Origin of the sequence: Sphingobacterium sp. HMA12, assembly GCF_002933815.1 — a bacterium.
Lineage (GTDB): Bacteria > Bacteroidota > Bacteroidia > Sphingobacteriales > Sphingobacteriaceae > Sphingobacterium.
In genome coordinates this window covers 69204-91965 of the sequence record NZ_BEYR01000008.1, presented here as the reverse complement: position 1 = coordinate 91965, position 22762 = coordinate 69204, and the positions used below count along the sequence as shown (strand labels likewise).

The window sequence follows — 22762 nt, the reverse complement described above, 5'->3', positions numbered from 1 at the left end:
TCATTACATTTGTAAGGAGAGAGAACAGATTTAGTTTAAAAGAATTGAAAAACAAGAAATTATAGTTATGTCAACATCATTATTAATCATGGGAATCGGGGGGCAGGAGTTAATTGTCATTGTAGTAATATTGTTACTATTATTTGGTGGTAAGAAGATTCCTGAATTGATGCGCGGATTGGGCAAAGGAGTGAAGGAATTTAAAGAAGGCCAGAAAGATGAGTCTTCCCCAGAAAAGAAATCTGAAGTAGAAGATAATAAATAAGGAAGATTGTTCTTCCATATAACAGAGATACGATTTTGTGCTGAACAAAATCGTATTTTGTTTTACCTCGGACCTATAGCTGAATAGGCCAAACCATTTTTATACTAAAATCCATTTCTAGACGTTTAGATTATTGTTGATTTTTTAAGAAGAGAAATCAAACCTGGATTTAACAGTAAATTTATGATCGGAAAACAGACGTTAATTTCAATACTAGGAGGGGTATGCTATGTGCTACCACTCATGGCTCAAGAAAGCGCTGTGGAAGGCATGAGAGAAGCCACGCATCAAATCATCCAAGGAAGGATTGAAAAAGAAAAACAGGAGATTTACCAATACTTAGACAGTGTTAAATCTTCAGGGAATAGCCGGAATGATGATTCTGTGATTACTGACGAAGAAATACAGCTTGTCCGGAAACTTAAGGCAATTGAACGAGAGGTCCCTTTAAATTACTCCCCCAGGGTAAAAGATCTGATCTCTAAATACACCTCTGATAATTACAATCCATATATGTGTAGAATGATGGGACTTGGGCAGTATTACTTTCCGATGTTTGATCGTATTCTGGATGAAGTTGGTGTACCACGAGAACTGAAATACCTAAGTGTGGTCGAATCATCGTTGAACCCTCGGGATATTTCGAGTGCTGGTGCTACAGGGTTGTGGCAGCTGATGTATTATGAAGCAAAGACCTACAACCTGACTGTGGATAGCTATACAGACCAGCGAATGGATCCTATTGCATCCAGTTATGCCATCGCGAAAATCTTAAAGGAAGCTTATGACGAATATGGTGACTGGCTTTTGGCGATCGCGTCATACAATGGTGGTAAAGGTGCTGTTGGGAGGGCCATTCAACGTTCTGGAAAAGAAAAGCCTACCTTTTGGGATATCGCACCCTATCTTACTCAACAAACTCAAAACTATATTCCCAAATTTATCGCGATGACGTATGCGATGAAATATGCGGAAGAAAATAATATAGATGCCGCTGACACCGAGCTTTCTTTGCGAACCCAGGCACTTGACGTCAACAAGCGGATTTCTTTAAGCCAGGTAGCAGAGGCTCTGCATGTATCCAAAGAAACGCTCCGCGCACTAAATCCCAGTTTCAAAAAGAATATTTTAAATGGTACAGAAGAAGCACCCTTAAGACTGATTCTACCTGTCGTGGATAAGAAAATAGCAACTGAGGAGCTTTACGCTGCGCTTAATACGCCTATCCCGGCTGCGGTAACGGCTAATACCAGTGTTAACGAATCTGCGGAGCTTTTAAAAGATGGAAAATATCGCGTGAAAGTAGGGGAGACATTTGCATCGATCGCTGAAAAGTTTGAAGTTACTGTTCAGGATATAAAATCATGGAATAACCTACGTGGAAATCAAATTGTACCGGGGCAAAATCTAACAATCAAGAAAGAAGATAATTATATCAATACAAAATTAGCACACAATGCTGAGAAATCAGTTAAGAAGAGTCAACAACGTGCTTCTACGCGTACAGCATATTATGTTGTAAAAAAAGGGGACACCTTATCTCAGATTGCTGATAAGAATGGTTTATCTGTTAGCCGCTTGAAAAGTGATAATGATCTGAACGGGAGCCGGATTAAGCCGGGAATGAAATTGAAAGTGTCAAAGAAATAGCAACATGGTTATACCAACCATGCTGCATCTTCTTCGTTATCAAATTCTTCGAGGGTAACTGTCACATGTTCTTTTAGGATCGTAGATAATTTAGTGCCATAATAGTCACTAAAGATCGGGAACTTGTGGTGGCTCCTATCAATCAGTACAGCTGTTCTCATCTTCTTCAATGGAACATTCAGAAATACGCCCAAACCATAAGCCAGCGCTCTGCCACTATTTAATACATCATCAACCAGGATGATCGTTTTGTCTTTTGCCATGTCAACAGGTAAATCCGTGCCCGCACTCAATGACCGGCTTGTTTTCTTCATGGTAACTTTAATCAAAAGAATTTCCTTGTCTGAAATATCTTTTAATATCGCCTGAAGGCGCTGTGCAAATACATAACCCCGATCGGCGATCCCAACCAAAACAAGTGTTTCGTCTTCAAAATTGTCTTCTAAAATCTGATAGGCAATACGGATAGACTTCTGTTTTATTTGTTCTTTATTTAAGATGAGCGTTTTCTTTGAAGACATAATAGTATTTCAATGATTATAGGGTAAAAATAGGATATTAAATTGTATAAAAAAAGCCCAAAGCCGTTTAAAGCTTTGGACTTTTGTATCTCGATAACCGAATCCTTAATTCAGTTTATTATCTTTTTCTGCTTTCAATATTTCGGCAGTGAGCGATTTATGATCTTCTGGTAAACGGCCGCCATTATAATAGTAGCGTCTCCAATAAGGCTCGTCCAAGTTGCTGATCATAACACCCTTGCTAGACGAAGCATGAGCAAACTTATTATCACCAATATATACGCCCACATGAGTGATGCTTCTGCTTCTGATTTTGAAGAATACCAAATCACCTGCTTTCAATTCATTCTTTTCTACAGTCTTTACTTGCGAATATTGATTACGGCTGTTGTAACCTAAAGAAGTATTAAATACCTTGTCATATAATTCGTAAGAAAATTTAGAACAATCAATGCCTCGTTTTGAATCTCCGCCCAAACGGTATGGAGTACCTAGCCATTCGTATACAAATTGATAAAGTTTTGTATTGGTGGTTGCGGAGACTGCAACACCCATGATTTGCGAGAAGTATTCTTTGGCGAGGTTATCAGGATCTGATTCTGGTTTGGAGTTTCTGTTGGTTTGTGCCTGCGACACTAGACATAAGCCGATAAATAGCATTGACGCTATAAATTTCTTTGTTTTCATTAAATCGCTTTTTTGTACAACATTTAACTTTTAAAAATTCAATACTGTCATCTATTTTGGACAGCACTGTTGCGAATATAATACAATATCAGTTTAAGGTCAAATTTTTTTAAAGCTATTTAACGAAATTTTAACAATTTTAACATCTTTCTTAACGCTTTTTGGACAGATTGAAATTTAATCGGTCTGTCGAGCTTTTACTACAACCAAGTATGGTCTCGGTTCATATAAAATAACCGGCTTATGTTAGAATATTATTCTTTAAGCCTTGTTTTTGTGAATCTGAAAAAAAATATTAATTTTCTTTAGGAATGTGATAATATTTGTTCTATATTTACCACACATAAGCAATAACAATGAACACAAACACAATTATTACAACGATTATTATTACCACCGGGATAAAACTTAGGAGGAAGTAGTTTCATTGTATATAATTGTAGACACAATATTTCGAAGCGCTTTCCTCAAAAAGGAAAGCGCTTCTTTTTTGTCACATAAATCAAACTAAACAAACAGTATAAATCAGTATGAAAGTTTTAAAATTTGGAGGAACTTCAGTTGGAACAGTAGAAAGTCTCAAAGCAGTCTTAAGTATTGTTAAGAAATCCTACGATGCTAAGGAAAAGCCGCTGGTGGTATTATCTGCGATGTCAGGAGTAACAAATTTACTAACCCAGTTGGCAGAGGACGCGGCAGAAGGAAAGTCCTTTTCTGATGGACTTAAATCTTTGGAGGATAAACATTTTGCAGTTGTGAAAGAGCTCCTTGCAGTTAAGTTCCAAAATCCGGTTTTCACCAAGCTTAAGTTATTTTTCAATGAGATCGAGGATCTGCTCCAGGGAATTTTTGCACTGAAAGAATTGAGCAATCAGAGTAAAGATTTGATTCTCAGTTATGGTGAACGCTGCTCCAATTATATGGTGTCTAAAGTAATGGAGCAGTACATACCAGAAGCTTTATTTATAGATGCTTCACATTATGTAAAGACAGATTCCAACTTTGGTAATGCCCATTTAAATGAAGCGCTGACAGAGCAGCTTGTGAAATCAATGTATATCACACATAGCGACAAATTGCTTTTTGTGACGGGTTTTATCGGTAGCAATGAGAATGGCCGCATCACCACCTTGGGAAGGGGCGGATCGGACTATACTGCCGCCATTTTTGGGTCGATACTTGATGCGACAGCGATTGAAATCTGGACTGACGTTAACGGTATGTTGACTGCTGATCCCCGGATCGTGAAAAAAGCCTTTTCACTCCCCGTGCTTTCTTATACTGAAGCAATGGAGCTTTCTTATTTCGGTGCTAAGGTGATCTACCCGCCAACCATGATACCAGCATTTTTGAGGAAAATACCAATTGTCATCCGCAATACGTTTGAGCCTGATTTCTCGGGTACAGTGATCCAATTTGATAGCGGAAAAACAGCGTTGCCGATCAAGGGGATTTCTTCTATCTCGGATATTTCTGTGATCAATTTAAGTGGATCAGGAATGATCGGCAAATCTGGGTTTAGCGGGCGACTTTTTACATTGTTGGCAAGGGAACAGATTAATGTTGTATTGATCACACAATCGTCGTCGGAACACAGCATCACTTTCGCGGTCAATCCATCGGAAGCAAAACGTGCGATCCAGTTGATTGAAATAGAATTTGAACTGGAAATCCAGGCAAATAAGCTAGTCATTCCCGCTATAGAGGACAATCTTTCTGTATTGGCCATTGTCGGTGAAAATATGAAAAGAACGCCGGGAATGTCCGGTAGATTATTTGCTGCACTTGGACGAAATGGTATCAATGTAAGAGCTATAGCACAAGGGTCATCTGAATACAATATCTCCGTCATCATCGGTAAAGAAGACCTGGCCAAAGCGCTCAATGCTGTTCACGATGCTTTTTTTGCGGAATTGAAAAAAACATTGCATGTGTTTAATATTGGTACAGGTAACATCGGTGCAACGCTATTTAAACAATTGGAGGATCAGCATGATTTTCTGCTTGATAAAAATGATATAGAGATCAAAGTGGTTGGAATTTCCAATAGCCGCAAAATGTTATTCAATACAGAAGGTGTGGAACTAAATAATTGGTCGGCCGAGCTCGAAAAAAATGGTTCCGAGGCTGATCTGGCTTTATTTATTGAAAAAATGAAAGCCCTAAACCTACCAAACTGTGTGTTTATTGATAATACAGCAAGTAAGTTGCCGGCCACGTATTATGAAGATATCTTTAAATCCAATATCTCCATCGTAACCTGTAACAAAATCGCGAATTCTGGAAAGTATGCACAATATAAGACGCTTCGCGATACCGCCCATAAACATGGGGTGGACTTTTTCTATGAGACGAATGTCGGTGCCGGGCTACCTATCGTAAGGGTTCTTAAAGACTTGATGTTGAGTGGTGACCGTATCTTAAAGATTGAGGCCATTCTTTCAGGTACTATATCTTACATCTTCAATAATTTCAAAGATGATGCTGCTTTTTTCAATGTTGTAAAACAAGCGCAAGAGTTGGGCTATACCGAACCAGATCCAAGGGATGATTTGGGGGGAATAGACTTTATGCGTAAAATGTTGATTTTGGCGAGAGACGCTGGCTATGCCGTGGAAGCGGAAGATGTAGATCTGGGACCGATTCTTCCGGAAGCCTGTTTGAGTGCCGATACCGTGAATTCCTTCTATGCGGAATTACAAAATGAGAATGCTTATTTTGAAGATATGAAAGCAAGAGCTGCTCGTGAGAAGAAGGTAATACGCTATATTGGCAAGCTTGAAAATGGAAAAGTTTCTATCGCGATCCAATTTGTTGATGAAAACCACCCTTTTTACGCGCTATCGGGTAGTGATAACATTATTTCCTTTACCACAGAAAGATACAAAGAACGCCCTTTGGTTGTCAAGGGACCGGGGGCCGGGGCCGAAGTGACGGCAGCAGGCGTATTCGCAGATTTGGTTAACGTGGGAGCATAAGACTATTTTGAAGTAAATAACGATTGAAGTAATGGCTAATAATTTAAATGTAGAATATCTAAAAGGTAAAGTCATCGATTTGGACAAGATGTTGCCGGAAGTTAGGGTATTTGCTCCTGCAACTGTTGCGAATATGATCTGTGGTTTTGATATACTGGGTTTTGCTGTAGAGCAACCCGGGGATGAGGTCATCATGCGGCGCAAGCAGCAACCCGGAGTGACCATAAAAGAGATCACAGGAGATGATGGTAGGCTCCCGCTTGACCCAAGTAAAAATACGGTGTCGGCTTGTGTTCAGTATCTGTTGCAAGCGCTAAATATTGCGTCGAAAGTCGGTGTTGAAATTGAATTGCACAAACACATGCCAATCGGATCGGGCTTGGGCTCCAGTGCGGCGAGTACAGTGGCAGGGCTTTTTGCAATCAATGTTATGCTTGGCAACCCATTAACGAAAGAAGAATTGTTGCCGTTCTGTGTCGAGGGGGAACGATTAGCCTGTGGCACAGGTCATGCCGATAATGTTGCGCCTGCACTTTATGGTGGTATAACACTAATCAGGGGTAATGAGCCTTTGGATGTAGTTTCTATTCCTTCACCGAAGGAATTAGTGGCGGCAGTGGTGTTTCCACAGGTCGATGTCCCTACGCGGGATGCACGACAATTAATCAAAGATAAAGTTCTATTAAAAGATGCTGTGACACAATGGGGTAATATTGCCGGATTGGTAGCGGCTTTATTTAAAGAAGATTATGAGCTGATTGCCCGGAGCATGAAGGATATTCTTATAGAGCCCACGCGTGCGATACTGATTCCGCAGTTTTATGAAATGAAGGAAATCGCCCTACAGCATGGCGCCCTGAGCTTCGGTATTTCAGGTTCAGGTCCCTCGGTCGTTGCTATGACACGGGATGAGCAGATCGCTAAAAAGATTGCTGATAGCATCCAGGCTCATCTTAAGAAAAATGAAATTGAGAGCTTTGGCTATGTATCAAAAGTAAATATAGAAGGGCCGAGAGTATTAAATTAAAAATTTTGCCATACCGTGTTTATGAAAATAGTACATGGAAGGTGGCGTCTGACTAATCGTATGACACTGTATAATATACAGGGATACCCTATTCAGTATAGATGTATGTTAAAGTAAATATTAAAAGATGAAGTTTTACAGTACAAATAATAAAGCATTGGCTGTCTCTTTCAAAGATGCCGTATTTAATTCACTACCAGCAGATAAAGGGTTATATATGCCCGAACAGATTCCACAATTGGATCCCTTGTTTATCAAAAATATACAACAATACTCCCTACAGGAAATTGCGTTGGAAGTCGCATCAACACTTTTGGGCAATGATATTCCCAAATCTGATTTAAAGAAGATCATAGATGAAGCGATTAATTTTGAAGCACCAGTAAAATTCCTAACTGACAGTACAGCTGTATTGGAGTTATTTCATGGCCCTTCTTATGCATTTAAGGATTTTGGCGCCCGTTTTATGAGCCGTATCATGGGCTATTTTTCCAAAGCCGACGATAAATTGCTCGATGTACTCGTCGCCACTTCGGGTGACACAGGTGGGGCTGTGGCCTTGGGCTTTCTGGGGGTGGAGGGAACCCGTGTGACAATATTGTATCCCAAAGGTAAAGTTTCCGAGGTGCAGGAACTTCAGTTGACCACAAACGGCCAAAATATACGTGCATTAGAGGTAGATGGTACATTTGACGACTGTCAAGCACTCGTGAAGCAGGCTTTCAATGATGCTGAACTCAATCAAACTTTACGATTGACATCTGCCAATTCAATTAATATTGCTCGACTGATCCCACAAACCTTTTACTATTTTTATGCTTACGCCCAACTGAAAACCCAAGGGATCAATGAAGTTGTATTTACCGTGCCCAGCGGTAATTTCGGTAATATTGGTGCGGGTTTGCTCGCTTATAAAATGGGGCTTCCTGTCAAACATTTTGTAGCAGCGACAAATGTAAACGATACTGTGCCACGATTCCTTTCTTCGGGACAATACGAACCTAAACCTTCTGTCCAGACATTGAGTAATGCCATGGATGTAGGAGACCCAAGCAATTGGGTGCGGATTCAGGATCTTTTTGCAGGTAATCTTGCAGAACTAAAAGCAATACTTTCTTCCTATACTTTTACTGACGAAGAAACAAAAGTTGGGATGGATAAGCTCGTTCAGGAAGCAAATTATATTGCCTGCCCACATACAGCTATTGCTTGGCTAGGCGCGAAGGCATATGCGAGCGAATATCCCGGAAATTATGCTTCGGTATTTTTATCAACTGCACATCCTTGTAAGTTTCCGGATGCGATAGATGCTGATGTGTTCGCAAAAATTGCATTGCCGGACGGTGCAGAAACGTTGCAGGGAAAAGAAAAATTAGCGGAACCTTTGGCGGTCAACTTCGAAGCGTTCAAAAGATATCTAATCAACCATAACTAAACGCGGAGGGCTCCATTAGGAGCCCTTTTTTATACCAAGATAGTTATCTATATAATTCTTTAATTCGAGCTTTTTGCTTTTATCGGAAATTAAATCATAAATAGGTATTGGTCTATATCTGTCAAAATCCACAAATTCCCCATTTTCTTCTGTCAAAGACGTTAACCATGCGGTGATATCAATAGTATTCTTTATCGGATGAAAATCAAATAATCTGAAATCAGCGCCTGAAACAAATGCAACAATTTTCCAATTTTTTAAGACCTTCTCTTCAAGAATGTTTTTTTTGTCTAGGTATTTTACAAGATTTACTGATGCTCCTTTTGAGCAGCTCAATATAAGGTGTGTACCGTATTTTTTTAGAATCTGATCAGGGGTATTATTCTTGACAAAATTGATAAATTCCTGATTTTGAAATTTTGGATCTTCTGCGGCAAACTCGTGGGTATTGTATTGAAAGCCTACGGTATAATAGTTTGTCAGTTGGATTTTCTGATCAGACGGAATATTTGTTAAGGCATCTGTTTCAGTTGTGGCAAGTTGCTCCCCGTCAAAATCGAATTTTAATTCCAAATTTCTTAACAACTGCTCCTTTGTGATATCTTCGAGTACGCTTCCCCCGCCTGAAGTGCTTGTTGTTCTGAAAATAGAAGAAGATTGCCTTAATTTTTCTGTGTTAAGGATTTTGCCACGGAGACCTTTATTGATAAACAGCAGGTTCTCTTTAGCATCATAGCCATAGCCAACCATAAAATAAGGTTCTGCTTTAATTTCTTGACTGACTTTCATTTCTATTTTCTCAAATGTAGTCGAATTAACAACCTCAAGATCTTCCTCATTTTTAATTGCGGGTTCAGGATCTGATTTTTTGCAAGAAAATGTAGTAATAATAATTGCTGTAGTTAATAAAAGATGTTTTAAATTCATTTTGTAAATATACAAGAATATTTCTTTCATTATTTTTTTTTATTGCAAATAAAGAATCAAAATTTTACAAATAATAAGTTAATTTTGCAGTAATGAAATCAGTTTATTTGAATAAGGGTAAGGATAAAGCTGCCTGGCAATTGCATCCTTGGGTATTTTCTGGAGCAATTAAATCATTGTCGGATAAGATAGAAGATGGCGAAGTTGTCGGTGTATACAATGCCGAGCGTGAGTTTATTGCATACGGATTGTTTCACAATAGCTCCCGGGTAGCCGTTCGTTTATTGGAATGGAATCCGCAAGCTCAGATTGACGCGAATTGGTGGCGTACCCGTATTCAAAAGGCGGTAGCTGCGAGGCAACATTTGTTGCAGGATGGTATGACGAATACCGTTCGTCTCATTTTTGCAGAAGCGGATTTTTTGCCTGGATTGATCGTCGATAAGTACGCAGATTTTATCTCTATCCAGGTTCATGCTGTAGGTGTAGAAAAGGTCAAAGACATTATTATTGCTGAATTAAATACCTTGCTCAATCCTACTGGGATCTACGAACGGAGTGACCTGAAGTCGCGGGAACATGAGGGCTTACCTGATACAAATGGTCTTTTGTCCGGAGAGGTACCACCTGAATTTGTAGACGTTATCGAAAATGGTCTTCATTATAAAGTAAATATTATTGATGGACAAAAGTCCGGATTTTACTGTGACCAGCGGGAAAATAGATTGTTGACCGCACAATATGTTGCCGATAAACGTGTATTGGATTGTTTCTGCTATTCTGGTGGATTTACATTGAACAGCTTAAAAGCTGGAGCAAGTGAAGTTGTGTCGGTGGATAGTTCGGCATTGGCGATTGAAACACTGGAAAAAAATGTAGCCGAAAATGGCTTTGAGCCAAATCGGCATAAAGCAATATTGTCCGACGTCAATAAGCAATTGCGCAAGTTTATAGATGAAGGGGAAAAATTTGATTTGATCGTTCTGGATCCACCTAAATATGCGCCTTCCAGATCAGCTTTGGAGCGTGCCTCACGGGCTTATAAAGATTTAAATCGTCGAGGTTTAATGCTGTTGAATAGCGGGGGATTATTAGCGACCTTTTCTTGTTCCGGCGCAATGGATATGGATACATTTAAGCAAGTGCTAGCGTGGGCGGCATTGGATGCAGGCAAAGAAATACAATTTATTCGACAATTCCATCAACCAGAGGACCATCCTGTACGGGCCTCATTTCCTGAAGGTGAATACCTCAAAGGATTGTTGGTACGTGTAATATAGATAAATGCAGATATACAGGTTGATTCGAAATGAATCGACCTTTTTAATTTAAGCGAAGTCATGATTAGAGAAAAAGAAACCAGACCTATTTTTTCTATTTTGTTTGCCGTGAGTATGGTGCACCTGCTGAATGATCTTATTCAGGCTGTCATTCCTGCTACCTATCCTTTATTAAAAGAAGAGCACCACCTGAGTTTTTCACAGGTAGGAATGATTACATTGGTGTATCAGATTGCTGCGTCAATTTTTCAGCCTGTTGTAGGCTCTTTTACCGATAAGCGCCCTGTGCCATATTCACAGATTATCGGTATGTCCTTTTCCCTTGTGGGCATGTTGCTGTTTTCCCAGGCACATACCTATGCATGGATCTTATTTTCCGTTTTCCTGGTAGGTATTGGTTCCTCGATCTTTCACCCTGAATCTTCGCGCGTAGCCTATATGGCTTCGGGTGGCAGACGGAGCATGGCTCAATCTATATTTCAGATCGGCGGAAATGCGGGTACAGCTTTGGCACCTATTATCGTTGCTTTTCTGGTTTTACCTCGCGGTCAGCAGGCCATTGCCTGGATGTGTTTATTTACAATCGTTGGTCAGTTTATCTCCTATTATATTGGCACTTGGTATAAGCGTCGGCTTGCAAATGTTTCCAGAACCAAAAAAAGAGTTATTCGTGTACCGGATCTACCCAATTCACGTATTGTGACTACCGTTGTTATTCTATTGTTGTTGATTGTATCTAAATATTTCTATATCGCCAGTATTACGAACTATTTTCAGTTTTATACCATGAAAAAATTTGGGATCAATGAAGTTGAAGCACAGGTGTACCTATTTTATTTTCTGATAGCTGTTGCGGTCGGTACATTACTCGGTGGAGCGTTCGGGGATCGTTTTGGCCGTAAATATGTGATTTGGTTTTCGGTTTTAGGCGTGGCGCCTTTCGCATTGGCGTTACCTTATGTTGGTCTCACCATGACTGGAATACTGATTGTCATTATCGGATTGATATTATCTTCGGCCTTTCCTGCCATAATTGTCTATGCTCAGGAATTACTGCCTAAAAAGCTAGGAATGGTTTCGGGGCTATTTTATGGTTTTGCATTCGGCATGGGCGGGATAGGATCTGCCGTTCTCGGTTGGCAGGCGGATCATACCTCCATCGAATTTATTTATCACCTATGTTCATATTTACCCTTGATCGGTATCGTCGCTTATTTCCTTCCTGATTTACAAAAGACGCCTTACAAAGAGATTTAGCATAAGATTTATTAATAAACAAGAGGGCGGACATTGTCAAAATATCCGCCCTCTTGTTTGTATTATTTGATGCAATCCATCCAGGCTGTAGCCATCATTTGTGCTCCCGCTAGCGTCGGGTGTACACCATCCGCTGCCCAATAGGCTCCCGGGGCTGTCTTTTGTGCGTTATCAAAGACTTTCTGATAAGGAAGGAGTATCGCATTGAATTCTTTTGCGATTTCACGTGCAGTCTCCTGATAGGCTAAAAATTTGGGATACCAGGCATCTGTGATATGCCCTACACCTTTTACTGCAAAAGGTTCTCCAATAATCAGTTTAACATTCGGAAGTTTCTGCAAGGTCTCCTGCAACAATTGTTGGTATTGGGATTTATATTCTTCAACAGTTGTTTTAGCTCCTCGGTCTATGGTTCTCCAAAAATCATTTACACCGATCAAGATGCTTAACACGGTTGGTTTGATTGCCAAAGTATCCTCTGCCCAGCGTTTTTGAAGGTCGGGAACACGATTGCCACTGATTCCGGTATTGTAGATTTTTAGATTCTTTGCGGCATATTTATTCAATAGTTCGCTTGCGGCCAATAAAGCGTAACCACGACCCAAAGCGTTAGTGTCATTGGCATTCCTGTTATCCCTATCGCGGCCCACATCCGTAATGGAGTCGCCCTGAAATAGGATAACGTCTCCATCATTCAAACTTATTTTTGAAGATTTGAAGCTGTCTTCATAGGCGTAAGCTTCGTTGCCCAATAAATTAGCGCCAGTCAAAAGGCCGGCACCAATTATGCTTTTTTTGATAAATGATCTGCGGTTTGTGCTCATTATTAGGTTTTTGTTATGCTTTAAAGTTACATACTTTTAGCATATTTTTCCAAACCTTTTATAATGATGTTACAGGCTTTTTCTATTTCAGCTTCGGTAATGGTTAACGGTGGAGCTATACGAAGTGCCGTTTCACAATGCAGGTACCAGTCGATCATCACCCCCTGTTCAGCACAATACTTACTGACACTATATACTTGCTCAAAGCTGTCCAATTGTAAGCACATCATAAGCCCTAGTCCACGGATTTCTCTGATTGCCGGATGGCTGAGTTTTTCACGAAATAAATTAGCCTTATAAGCTACCTGTTCTACCAGCTTCTCCGATTTAATGACAGCAAGCGACGCACGTGCTGCGGCGCAACTTACAGGATGGCCTCCGAAGGTCGTGATATGGCCTAGCATGGGGTTGTCTTTGATGACATCCATCACTTCTTTGGCGGCAACAAAAGCACCCAAAGGCATGCCACCTCCAATGCCTTTGGCCAACATGAGGATATCGGGTACAATACCAAAATGCTCAAACGCAAATAACTTGCCCGATCGGCCAAAACCAGTCTGGATTTCATCAAAGATGAGCAGTGTACCTGTCTCATCACAACGTTTTCTTACAGCTTGCATATAGGCTATATCAGGAACTCTGACACCAGCTTCCCCTTGAATGGCTTCTAGGATAACGGCAGCAGTTTTATCTGTAATATTCGCTAAGTCCCGCGGATCGTTAAATGTAATAAAGTCTATTTCCGGAAGGAGTGGGGCATAAGCCTGACGGTATTCATCGTTCCCGATAAGGCTAAGAGCACCTTGTGTACTACCATGATAAGCTTTCTTGGCTGCGATAATCTGTCTTCGTCCAGTATATTTCTTAGCTATTTTCATAGACCCTTCTACAGCTTCTGCTCCACTGTTGGTCAGGTATACCGATTGAAAATTTGAAGGCAATTCTGCTAATAATTCTGTTGCAAACAGGACTTGCGGCGCCTGTACAAATTCACCATAGACAGTGACATGCAAATACTGATCAAGTTGAGTCTTTATGGCTTCGAGCACCTGGGGGTGACGATGCCCAATATTGCTCACATTAAATCCGGAGACAAGATCCATATACTCTTCTCCATTAGGCCCGTATAGGTAAACACCTTCGGCCTTAACCACTTCAACCAATCTAGGTGAGCTAGAGGTCTGAGCGGTGTTCATTAAAAATAATTCTCTATTGCTTAACATGATTTTACAAATGTCCGAAAATAAAAAAGAAGTCTTCAAGACTTCTTTTTTATTTTCGGGATTATCTACCCCTATTTTGTAAAGATTTGTAGAGATGTTCCCTGAACTCCTGCTCTACTTCAAAGAATTGTGAAGCCCGGGCATTGCCTATTACTTTGGCAAATTTTGCACGGTACTCTTTCTTTATCTGTACCTCTTTGGCATCGTACTGTAATACATCCCTTGATCCACTTCTAAAACTGTTTTTAGGGGCACCATTTAATTTTTCTTTCCGGATATCCCATAATGTTTGGCTATATTCATTATAGAGCGGAAAAAATTGCTGTGCTTCTTTGGGAGTCAAATCTAGTTCTTTAGTAATGTAAGCTATCTTTTCATTTTCAATAGCTTGGAAACGATTTTTGTCTTGCGCAAAGCCCAAGGCAATAGAAAATATACTAAAGAACAATGTTATCCATATGTTTTTTTTGTTGAACATCATTATAAGGTATAGTTTAGATAATCTTCTATCTCTTGTTTAGATATATTAGTGCCAAATCCTTTTGTCGGAAGATTTGTTTCATCTGTATATTGGGACATATATATAATGTCATCACCTGAAGCCGATGCGGAAAGGTAATTGATAATTTCCTGTTTGGGTATTTCAGATAAATGCTGACTTAACTGTTCTTCTGCTAAGTTATCTTCTGGGATCGTATCTTGCTGTTGATATTGATATCCCCAATATCCACCAAGGCCTAACATTGCTGTAAAAGATGCAGCGACCGCATATCGGGAGTACCATTTTTTTTGTTTTCCCAAGCGACGGACAGGAGTTGAATTGCTTTCTTCGTTAGTTTCCTGAATAGCGTCGATAATTTTGTCTGAAAGTGTGTCAAAATAATGCGGCGGTACGTCAAATTCTGTTGTAGGAACTGTAGCTTTTAATTTCTCTTCGGTAATACGAGAAAAAATAGTTGCTTCAAGATCTGCTTGATAATCTACGGGAAGAGCAAAACCATCCGTTGGAACAGTTTCCTTCAATGCTGTTTCAGCAATACGAGAAAAAATAGTTTCTTCAAGATCTAGATGGTAATTTATAGGAACAGCAAAGCCGTCAGTTGAAACGATATCCTTTAATTCTGTTGCCGCAATGTCTGTAGTGATATTTTGTTCAAGTGTTTGAAAATAACCTGCTGGCACTATCAAGCCATCCGATTGGATTTTTTCTTTTAAGTTTTCTTCTGAAATGCGATGAAAGATATCTTCTGTTAATATCGCAGCATACTGTTCAGGAATAGTAAATCCCTCCAAAGTAACCTTGTTTTTGAGGGAATCCTCCGCTATTTTGCTCAGCACAAGATCAGGGAGTGAATCAAAGTATCCTTCCGGAACCTCAAATAGAGACTCATCCTTGCATTCCATCCATTTGACTTGCCCTATTATTTTAGATTCTAAATCACTGAAATAATTTTCAGGCACGGCAAAAGGATTTTTACGCAATGATTCTGGAAGATGATTAAACTCCAGCCCATCATGATATGTGCTATTTTCCTTCATAGTATCTATTAGAGCCTAATTCCGCTAAAAGGTTTAATCGTGATTATTAAAAAAAGACTCTATTTTTTTTACGGCCAAATGATAGGAGGCTTTTAATGCTCCAACACTTGTACCCAGTACTTCAGAAATCTCTTCATACTTCATATCTTCAAAATATTTCATATTGAAAACCAATTTCTGTTTCTCGGGCAATGTCAATAAAGCCTGTTGCAATTTCATTTGCGCTTTGTCGCCATTAAAGTAATTGCCATCAGCAAGTGTTTCTGCTAAATAAGCAGTCGTGTCGTCGTCCAACGACACGTTCTGCTTTTGCTTTTTTTTATTTAAGAATGTAATACATTCATTTGTTGCGATCCGATATAGCCAGGTATACAATTGTGAATCTTCACGGAAGTTACCGAGGTTCTTCCATACTTTGACAAAAATATCCTGTACGACATCATCTGCATCATCATGATCAATTACCATTCTTCGCACATGCCAATAAATCTTTTGTTGATATTTTTTCAACAATAAACGGAAAGCTTCTTCTCGCGTACTTTCTTCGGCGAATTTTGCTATAATTAAAGCGTCATCCATATATTGACCTGTGTAGTTTTCTTATTTTCTTTTGATTACCTTTTGAGCAGCAGCAACAATAGCGTCTGCGTTCAAACCATATTTCTCCATAAGTTGTGCTGGAGTACCTGATTCTCCAAAGCTGTCATTTACGGCTACATATTCTTGTGGGCTAGGTAATTCTTTTGCCAATACCTGTGCAACGCTGTCGCCCAATCCGCCTAAACGATTGTGTTCTTCAGCAGTCACAACACATTTTGTTTTTGCAACAGATTTCAAAATCGCTTCCTCATCCAACGGTTTGATGGTATGGATATTGATGATCTCGGCACTGATGCCCAATTCAGCTAATTTTTCACCTGCTTGAATGGCTTCCCATACCAAGTGACCTGTAGCGATGATGGTTACATCTGTACCTTCATTTAATAGGATCGCTTTTCCTATGACAAATTCCTGATCCGCAGGTGTGAAGTTAGGAACTACCGGACGGCCAAAACGTAAATAAACCGGACCTTCAAATTTTGCTGCCGCAATTGTAGCCGCTTTTGTTTGGTTGAAGTCACAAGGATTAATTACAGTCATTCCAGGTAGCATCTTCATCAATCCAATGTCTTCCAAAATCTGGTGTGTTGCACCATCTTCACCTAAGGTTAATCCAGCATGAGAAGCGGCAATTTTCACATTCTTATCTGAATATGCAATAGATTGACGGATTTGGTCATAAACACGGCCCGTAGAGAAGTTGGCAAATGTACCTGTGAAAGGAACTTTACCACCGATAGTAAGTCCAGCAGCGATACCCATCATGTTTGCCTCAGCAATACCGATTTGGAAAAAGCGCTCTGGGAATTCTTTGATAAAATCGTTCATTTTCAATGATCCGATCAAATCAGCACATAATGCTACCACATTTTCGTTTTGTTTTCCAGCTTCCAATAAGCCAGCTCCAAAACCTGAACGTGTATCTTTTGACTCTGTGTAAGTATATTTTTTCATTTCTAGTAATCTCCTAAAGTTTCAGTAAGTTGATTCAATGCCGACGCCAATTGTTCGTCATTTGGAGCAACACCGTGCCATTTATGAGAACCCATCATGAAATCAACACCTTTTCCCATCTCTGTGTGCAATAAGATAACCACTGGTTTACCTTTTCCGGTACGCGATTTTGCTTCTTCTAATCCAGCAACTACTGAAGCCATATCGTTTCCTTTAGTCACTTCCATCACATCCCAGCCAAAAGCTTCCCATTTAGCACGAAGATCACCTAATGACAGTACCTGATCTGTAGACCCATCGATCTGTGCATTATTGTAATCAACTGTAGCAATCAAGTTGTCAATTTTGTTGTGCGGCGCATACATTGCGGCTTCCCAAACTTGGCCTTCCTGCAATTCACCATCACCCATTAATACATAAACTAGATTATTGTCTTTATTCAATCTTTTTGCCTGTGCGGCTCCAATAGCAACGGATAATCCCTGACCCAAAGATCCTGACGCAATACGGATGCCCGGAAGGCCTTCGTGTGTCGTTGGGTGACCTTGTAGTCTAGAATTGATTTTTCTGAATGTTGCCAGTTCGCTTACTTCAAAATACCCCGCATGTGCCAATGTACTGTAAAATACAGGTGAAATGTGTCCGTTTGACAAGAAGAATAGATCTTCACCTTTTCCGTCCATATCAAAGGAAGGATTACGTTTCATTGCATTGAAATAAAGCGCCACAAAGTAATCTGTACAACCTAATGAACCACCTGGGTGTCCTGATTGACAAGCGTGTACCATACGGACGATATCACGTCTTACTTGTGATGCAATTTGTTCTAGTTTGTTAATATCTGCACTCATTTTTTTTGTTGGTTTCACAATTGGTCGTAAAGTTAACTATTTTTAAGCTAGATGCTTGTTAAAAAGTGAATTTCTTTATTTTGATAAGCCTCCAACCTGTGAACTCTCCCCATTTCAACTTTTAACTTTTTAATGTTGACTTTTTTTGTATCTTGCTTTTAATTATAAAACCCACAATTTTCAAGATAATGCCCAATCATTCCAAACACATCTTGCTTGTTGCTGTATTGTCCACATTACAATTCTATTCTTTCGCTCAGGATAAATCCATTTATCATAAAGATTGGATCGACTTTAATAAAAACGGTAAAAAGGATGTCTATGAGGATTCCAAACAATCTATAGCGAGTCGTGTCAATGATTTATTGAGCCAGATGACAACCCAGGAAAAAGCCAATCAAACCGTTACCCTATATGGGTATGGACGAGTTTTGAAGGATGAACAGCCTACTGCAGCTTGGGACAATGAAATATGGAAACATGGATTGGCCAATATTGATGAAATGTTAAACAGCTTAGCCTATAATAAGTCCGCAAAAAGTTCCTTTTCTTATCCCTTCAGTCGTCATGCTGTCGCTTTGAATAATGTGCAAAAGTGGTTTATTGAACATACTCGCCTGGGCATCCCTGTTGATTTTACGAATGAAGGTATACATGGTCTAAACCACGATCGGGCAACACCTTTACCGGCCCCAATCAATATCGGAAGTACCTGGAATACAAGATTGGTTAGAACGGCTGGTGAGATCGTCGGAAGAGAAGCGAAATACTTAGGATATACCAATGTTTACGCACCTATCCTCGATGTTTCTCGAGATCCGCGATGGGGGCGGGTAGTGGAAACTTATGGTGAAAATCCCTTTCATATTGCAGAAATGGGGAAACAGGCGGTATTGGGTATCCAGCAAAACGGCATTGCTTCAACCCTAAAACATTATGCCGTTTATTCCGTACCTAAAGGCGGGCGGGATGGAAACGCGCGGACAGATCCGCATGTTGGTTTTCGTGAAATGCATGAACTCCATTTATATCCTTTTAAGAGAGTAGTTAAAGAGGCCAAGCCGCTGGGGATCATGAGCAGTTACAACGACTATGATGGTGTTCCAGTATCCTCAAGTAAATATTTCCTGCAAGATTTGTTGCGAAAGGATTATGGATTTGAAGGTTATATCGTTTCCGATAGCGAAGCGCTCGAATTTATTAGCAATAAACATCATGTTGCCCCAGATTATAAAGACGCGATACGCCAAGCATTGGAAGGTGGACTTAATGTCCGGACGAATTTCGATCCGCCGAATACTTATCTGATTCCCCTGATGGAACTTATCAACGAAGGCGGGCTCGATATGAATGTATTGAATCAACGTGTTCGAGAAGTACTGACGGTCAAGTTTAAACTGGGACTATTTGATCATCCGCTTGTCGATAAGATCAACTTAGCGGATCAGAAAGTCCATACCCAAGCCGACGAAAATATTTCTCTGCAGGTGAACAGGGAATCCATTGTTTTGCTAAAAAATGAACAGGATCTCCTTCCTATTGATATCAATAAATACAAACGGATTTTGGTCACAGGACCCATGGCCGAGGCAACAAATTACACGACAAGTCGCTATGGTCCATCAAATAATCCAATAACAACCATTAAGGATGGTATTATAGCATACGCTAAGGACAAAGCACTGCATGTAAACTATACGAAAGGAGTGGATGTTGTCGATAAAAACTGGCCTGAAAGTGAAATCATCCCAACTGATCTGTCCCGGGAGGAAGTCGAAAACATGGCCACAGGTGTTCGACTTGGGCAGGAGTCAGATCTAATTATCGCCGTCATGGGCGAATCAGAACGTGAAGTTGGTGAAAGCCGATCTCGCTCCGATCTCAATCTACCTGGTAAACAGCGTGATTATTTGATGAAGTTAAAAGAAACCGGAAAGCCTATTATTCTAGTACTCGTAAATGGACGACCTTTGTCCATCAATTGGGAAAATAAATACCTGCCAGCCATTGTGGAGAGCTGGTTTCTCAGTGGTCAATCTGGACATGTTGTGGCAGATATGCTATTTGGTGAGTATAATCCGAGCGGAAAGCTTCCAATTTCTTTTCCTAAATCTGTTGGACAGATCGAAATGAATTTTCCGACAAAGCCAGCAGCACAGGCGGGACAACCCGGTGTTGGCCCCAATGGCTGGGGAAATAGTCGGGTTGTTGGATTCCTTTATCCTTTCGGTTATGGCTTAAGTTATACCGATTTTCAATTTTCAAATTTACGGTTGAATAAAAAACAGATGCGACCAACAGACTCGTTGACTGTTACGATGGATGTGCAAAATATCGGAAAAAGAAAGGGTGCTGAAGTTGTTCAACTTTATATCAAGGATGTTGTTTCCTCTGTTACAACCTATGAAATGGATCTGCGCGGTTTCGAAAAAATCGAATTAAATCCCGGTGAGAAGAAGTCTGTTCAATTTTCAATTTTGCCAGCACATCTCGAATTGTTGGATCAATACAACAAATGGACTGTAGAGCCTGGGAGATTCGAAATCTTTATCGGAAATTCATCCGCTCACCTGCCTTTGAAAGATTCTTTTGATGTCGTCAATTAGTGATGTAATTGTGTTGCATCAATAGAGATATCAAATCGCTGTAAAAAGAGAAAGGATCCAGCACATGTGCTGAATCCTTTCTCTTTTTACTATTGGTTCGTATGAGTTCTTACATTGCTTCTGCAACAACTTCCGTCACACCTGGAACCATACGTTTTAATAAACCTTCGATACCAGCTTTTAACGTAATCGTTGATGAAGGGCAACCACTACAGGATCCTTTTAATTCAACGGTTACGATACCTTCGTTGAAGGATTTGTAATGAATGGCACCGCCATCCTGTTCAACGGCTGGCCGTACATAATCATGTAGTACCTGTTGTATTTTTACTTCTGTATCTGTGCCTTCAAAGTTTACTTCTGAATCATGATGTACAGCTTTTACTGCAAGCTCCGATTCTACAGCACCTTTTACAAAGTCTTTCAATAAGGCTTCAATATCTTCCCATTCCGCATCTTCTGTTTTGGTAATGGTCACAAAATTGCTTGCGAAGAAGACACCGTTTACAAAATTGAATTTGAACAACTCCTGTGCGAAAGGTGAATCTTGTGCAGCTTCTTTATTTGGAAAATCCACACTACCGTTGATCAATAACTTATTGACCAAAAACTTCATGGTTGAAGGATTGGGAGTAGATTCTGTATATACGTTGATAGTAGCCATTTAAATTTTATTTTTATTCCAAACAAAGATAAATCAAAAGAAGCGTTGTTAAGGTCATCTATAAGTCAAAGCTTATAACGTGACACCAGTGTAATTAGAAGGGCTGATTGCTTTTAATTCCGCTTTTACCTCTTCAGATACATTAAGATTGTCCACAAACGTTGCAATGGTCTCTTTGGTTACCTGTGTATTGGTACGTGTTAGATCTTTCAGTGCTTCGTAAGGTTTTGGATAGCCTTCTCTGCGCAAGATCGTTTGTAACGCTTCAGCAACAACGGCCCAATTATTTTCAAGATCATTGGCAAGCGCTTGTTCATTTAAGATCAATTTACGCAAACCTCTCAGTGTTGATTTTACCGCAATTAAAGTATGTGCAAATGGAACTCCGATATTACGTAGTACTGTTGAATCCGTTAGATCCCTTTGAAGACGTGAAATAGGTAATTTAGCCGCCAAATGCTCCAATATTGCATTGGCAATTCCTAAATTTCCCTCTGCGTTTTCAAAATCAATAGGATTGACTTTGTGTGGCATTGCAGATGATCCGATCTGACCTGCTGTGATTTTTTGCTTAAAGTATTCCATGGAGATATAGGTCCATATATCACGGCATAGGTCAATGATAATATTATTGATTCGTTTTAAGGCGTCACAGCTTGCGGCAAAGTTGTCATAGTGTTCAATTTGGGTCGTCGTTTGTGAGCGATCCAATCCTAAGATATTGTTGACAAAGTTATTACCAAAAGCAATCCAGTTGGTGTCTGGATAGGCCACATGGTGGGCATTGAAATTACCCGTCGCCCCGCCAAACTTTGCTGAGTAAGGTACTGTATGTAAAAGTTGGAGCTGACGCTCAATACGTTCGATAAAAACATAAAGTTCTTTACCTAAGCGAGTCGGAGATGCAGGCTGTCCGTGGGTGCGGGCGAGCATGGGAATGTCAGACCACGAGGTTGCCAACGACCTTAATTCATGGAGCAATTCATCAATGACCGGCGTATAACTTTCTTTGATTGCCTCTTTCCAGGAAAGCGGAATGGCTGTGTTGTTGATATCTTGAGACGTTAAACCAAAATGAATAAATTCAAGATGATCCTGTAGCCCTAATTTTTCAAATTGATCTTTTAAAAAGTATTCAACGGCTTTAACATCATGATTGGTCACTTTTTCCGTGTCTTTGATCCAGATCGCATCTTCTTCCGAAAAATTGCGATAGATATCTCTTAATTTTTCGTTCAGTGTACTGTCAAAATGTTGCAGTTGAGCGATTCCTGATTCACTTAATGCAATAAAATATTCGACTTCGACACGTACCCGATATTTTATTAAGGCAAATTCAGAAAAAAAAGCCGAAAGTTCATTGGTGTTATTGTAATAGCGTCCGTCAATAGGCGTAACTGCTGTTAAGGATGATAAAGCCATAGATTGAATGATTTTTTGGCAAAGGTAAAAAAATGCTTGGAGCTTAGCAATT

Annotated in this window: 20 protein-coding genes; 8 read left to right on the top strand and 12 right to left on the bottom strand. The window is 39.9% G+C overall.

Annotation, left to right across the window (positions count from 1 at the left end; translation table 11 throughout):
- The first annotated feature begins 67 nt into the window (after positions 1-67).
- Together tatA and HMAT_RS25685 are read left to right on the top strand one after the other, a co-directional pair.
- Complete coding sequence (gene tatA, locus HMAT_RS25690; protein ID WP_046671996.1) at positions 68-265, top strand: twin-arginine translocase TatA/TatE family subunit; 198 nt, start codon at positions 68-70, stop codon at positions 263-265.
- Between the two features lie 183 nt (positions 266-448).
- A complete protein-coding gene (locus tag HMAT_RS25685) occupies positions 449-1915 on the top strand; it encodes a LysM peptidoglycan-binding domain-containing protein (RefSeq protein ID WP_104385697.1) in 1467 nt (488 codons plus the stop codon).
- A gap of 8 nt (positions 1916-1923) precedes the next feature.
- On the opposite strand, the gene HMAT_RS25680 is transcribed toward HMAT_RS25685, so the two are convergent.
- Positions 1924-2436, bottom strand: a complete 513-nt coding sequence (locus HMAT_RS25680) for a phosphoribosyltransferase family protein (protein WP_104385696.1) — start codon at positions 2434-2436, stop codon at positions 1924-1926.
- A gap of 105 nt (positions 2437-2541) precedes the next feature.
- Positions 2542-3123 carry a C40 family peptidase gene (locus HMAT_RS25675; protein ID WP_104385695.1) on the bottom strand — a complete coding sequence of 194 codons (582 nt, stop codon included), beginning with the start codon at positions 3121-3123 and terminating at the stop codon, positions 2542-2544.
- 530 nt (positions 3124-3653) lie between these two features.
- On the opposite strand from HMAT_RS25675, the gene thrA reads away from it, so the two are divergent.
- The 3 genes from thrA to thrC all read left to right on the top strand — a co-directional run bounded on the left by thrA (position 3654) and on the right by thrC (position 8563).
- Entirely contained in the window at positions 3654-6101 is a 2448-nt protein-coding gene (gene thrA / locus HMAT_RS25670; RefSeq protein WP_104385694.1) for a bifunctional aspartate kinase/homoserine dehydrogenase I, read from the top strand.
- Positions 6102-6189: 88 nt separating this feature from the next.
- On the top strand, positions 6190-7128 hold the full coding sequence (locus HMAT_RS25665; protein WP_104385767.1) for a homoserine kinase: 939 nt from the start codon (positions 6190-6192) through the stop codon (positions 7126-7128).
- A gap of 127 nt (positions 7129-7255) precedes the next feature.
- Positions 7256-8563: a threonine synthase gene (gene thrC / locus HMAT_RS25660; RefSeq protein ID WP_104385693.1), complete on the top strand. Its 1308-nt coding sequence runs from the start codon at positions 7256-7258 to the stop codon at positions 8561-8563.
- 15 nt (positions 8564-8578) lie between these two features.
- On the opposite strand, the gene HMAT_RS25655 is transcribed toward thrC, so the two are convergent.
- Positions 8579-9520 (bottom strand): hypothetical protein, encoded by a 942-nt coding sequence (locus tag HMAT_RS25655; protein ID WP_104385692.1) that lies wholly within the window; start codon positions 9518-9520, stop codon positions 8579-8581.
- Positions 9521-9582: 62 nt separating this feature from the next.
- On the opposite strand from HMAT_RS25655, the gene HMAT_RS25650 reads away from it, so the two are divergent.
- Positions 9583-10770, top strand: a complete 1188-nt coding sequence (locus tag HMAT_RS25650; protein WP_104385691.1) for a class I SAM-dependent rRNA methyltransferase — start codon at positions 9583-9585, stop codon at positions 10768-10770.
- Positions 10771-10830: 60 nt separating this feature from the next.
- Complete coding sequence (locus HMAT_RS25645; protein ID WP_104385690.1) at positions 10831-12027, top strand: MFS transporter; 1197 nt, start codon at positions 10831-10833, stop codon at positions 12025-12027.
- 62 nt (positions 12028-12089) lie between these two features.
- On the opposite strand, the gene HMAT_RS25640 is transcribed toward HMAT_RS25645, so the two are convergent.
- The 7 genes from HMAT_RS25640 to HMAT_RS25610 all read right to left on the bottom strand — a co-directional run bounded on the left by HMAT_RS25640 (position 12090) and on the right by HMAT_RS25610 (position 18018).
- Complete coding sequence (locus HMAT_RS25640) at positions 12090-12851, bottom strand: SGNH/GDSL hydrolase family protein (RefSeq protein WP_104385689.1); 762 nt, start codon at positions 12849-12851, stop codon at positions 12090-12092.
- A gap of 26 nt (positions 12852-12877) precedes the next feature.
- A complete protein-coding gene (locus HMAT_RS25635; protein WP_104385688.1) occupies positions 12878-14074 on the bottom strand; it encodes an aspartate aminotransferase family protein in 1197 nt (398 codons plus the stop codon).
- Between the two features lie 61 nt (positions 14075-14135).
- A complete protein-coding gene (locus HMAT_RS25630; RefSeq protein ID WP_233789605.1) occupies positions 14136-14555 on the bottom strand; it encodes a hypothetical protein in 420 nt (139 codons plus the stop codon).
- Positions 14555-15613 (bottom strand): hypothetical protein, encoded by a 1059-nt coding sequence (locus HMAT_RS25625; RefSeq protein WP_104385687.1) that lies wholly within the window; start codon positions 15611-15613, stop codon positions 14555-14557. The genes HMAT_RS25630 and HMAT_RS25625 overlap by 1 nt, the downstream gene beginning before the upstream one ends.
- Before the next feature lie 33 nt (positions 15614-15646).
- Positions 15647-16192, bottom strand: a complete 546-nt coding sequence (locus HMAT_RS25620; protein ID WP_104385686.1) for an RNA polymerase sigma factor — start codon at positions 16190-16192, stop codon at positions 15647-15649.
- A gap of 21 nt (positions 16193-16213) precedes the next feature.
- A complete protein-coding gene (locus HMAT_RS25615; protein ID WP_104385685.1) occupies positions 16214-17167 on the bottom strand; it encodes a transketolase family protein in 954 nt (317 codons plus the stop codon).
- 2 nt (positions 17168-17169) lie between these two features.
- Positions 17170-18018, bottom strand: a complete 849-nt coding sequence (locus HMAT_RS25610) for a transketolase (protein ID WP_104385684.1) — start codon at positions 18016-18018, stop codon at positions 17170-17172.
- 188 nt (positions 18019-18206) lie between these two features.
- Here HMAT_RS25610 and HMAT_RS25605 point away from each other — a divergent pair, with 188 nt between their 5' ends.
- Positions 18207-20624 (top strand): glycoside hydrolase family 3 N-terminal domain-containing protein, encoded by a 2418-nt coding sequence (locus tag HMAT_RS25605; protein WP_104385683.1) that lies wholly within the window; start codon positions 18207-18209, stop codon positions 20622-20624.
- A 109-nt stretch (positions 20625-20733) separates the two neighbouring features.
- On the opposite strand, the gene HMAT_RS25600 is transcribed toward HMAT_RS25605, so the two are convergent.
- Positions 20734-21288, bottom strand: a complete 555-nt coding sequence (locus HMAT_RS25600) for a NifU family protein (protein WP_104385682.1) — start codon at positions 21286-21288, stop codon at positions 20734-20736.
- 72 nt (positions 21289-21360) lie between these two features.
- Positions 21361-22710, bottom strand: coding sequence for an adenylosuccinate lyase (gene purB, locus HMAT_RS25595; RefSeq protein ID WP_104385681.1), 1350 nt, complete (start codon positions 22708-22710; stop codon positions 21361-21363).
- Between the last annotated feature and the right edge of the window lie 52 nt (positions 22711-22762).

Bases quoted from the DNA above. Each gene is read 5' to 3' on its own strand.
- HMAT_RS25675 (WP_104385695.1), bottom strand. From the start codon at position 3,123: ATGAAAACAAAGAAATTTATAGCGTCAATGCTATTTATCGGCTTATGT.
- HMAT_RS25640 (WP_104385689.1), bottom strand. From the start codon at position 12,851: ATGAGCACAAACCGCAGATCATTTATCAAAAAAAGCATAATTGGTGCC.
- HMAT_RS25615 (WP_104385685.1), bottom strand. From the start codon at position 17,167: ATGAAAAAATATACTTACACAGAGTCAAAAGATACACGTTCAGGTTTT.
- HMAT_RS25665 (WP_104385767.1), top strand. From the start codon at position 6,190: ATGTTGCCGGAAGTTAGGGTATTTGCTCCTGCAACTGTTGCGAATATG.
- thrA (WP_104385694.1), top strand. From the start codon at position 3,654: ATGAAAGTTTTAAAATTTGGAGGAACTTCAGTTGGAACAGTAGAAAGT.
- HMAT_RS25650 (WP_104385691.1), top strand. From the start codon at position 9,583: ATGAAATCAGTTTATTTGAATAAGGGTAAGGATAAAGCTGCCTGGCAA.
- HMAT_RS25685 (WP_104385697.1), top strand. From the start codon at position 449: ATGATCGGAAAACAGACGTTAATTTCAATACTAGGAGGGGTATGCTAT.
- HMAT_RS25600 (WP_104385682.1), bottom strand. From the start codon at position 21,288: ATGGCTACTATCAACGTATATACAGAATCTACTCCCAATCCTTCAACC.
- HMAT_RS25680 (WP_104385696.1), bottom strand. From the start codon at position 2,436: ATGTCTTCAAAGAAAACGCTCATCTTAAATAAAGAACAAATAAAACAG.
- thrC (WP_104385693.1), top strand. From the start codon at position 7,256: ATGAAGTTTTACAGTACAAATAATAAAGCATTGGCTGTCTCTTTCAAA.
- HMAT_RS25610 (WP_104385684.1), bottom strand. From the start codon at position 18,018: ATGAGTGCAGATATTAACAAACTAGAACAAATTGCATCACAAGTAAGA.
- purB (WP_104385681.1), bottom strand. From the start codon at position 22,710: ATGGCTTTATCATCCTTAACAGCAGTTACGCCTATTGACGGACGCTAT.
- HMAT_RS25620 (WP_104385686.1), bottom strand. From the start codon at position 16,192: ATGGATGACGCTTTAATTATAGCAAAATTCGCCGAAGAAAGTACGCGA.
- HMAT_RS25630 (WP_233789605.1), bottom strand. From the start codon at position 14,555: ATGATGTTCAACAAAAAAAACATATGGATAACATTGTTCTTTAGTATA.
- HMAT_RS25645 (WP_104385690.1), top strand. From the start codon at position 10,831: ATGATTAGAGAAAAAGAAACCAGACCTATTTTTTCTATTTTGTTTGCC.
- HMAT_RS25625 (WP_104385687.1), bottom strand. From the start codon at position 15,613: ATGAAGGAAAATAGCACATATCATGATGGGCTGGAGTTTAATCATCTT.
- HMAT_RS25655 (WP_104385692.1), bottom strand. From the start codon at position 9,520: ATGAAAGAAATATTCTTGTATATTTACAAAATGAATTTAAAACATCTT.
- tatA (WP_046671996.1), top strand. From the start codon at position 68: ATGTCAACATCATTATTAATCATGGGAATCGGGGGGCAGGAGTTAATT.
- HMAT_RS25635 (WP_104385688.1), bottom strand. From the start codon at position 14,074: ATGTTAAGCAATAGAGAATTATTTTTAATGAACACCGCTCAGACCTCT.
- HMAT_RS25605 (WP_104385683.1), top strand. From the start codon at position 18,207: ATGCCCAATCATTCCAAACACATCTTGCTTGTTGCTGTATTGTCCACA.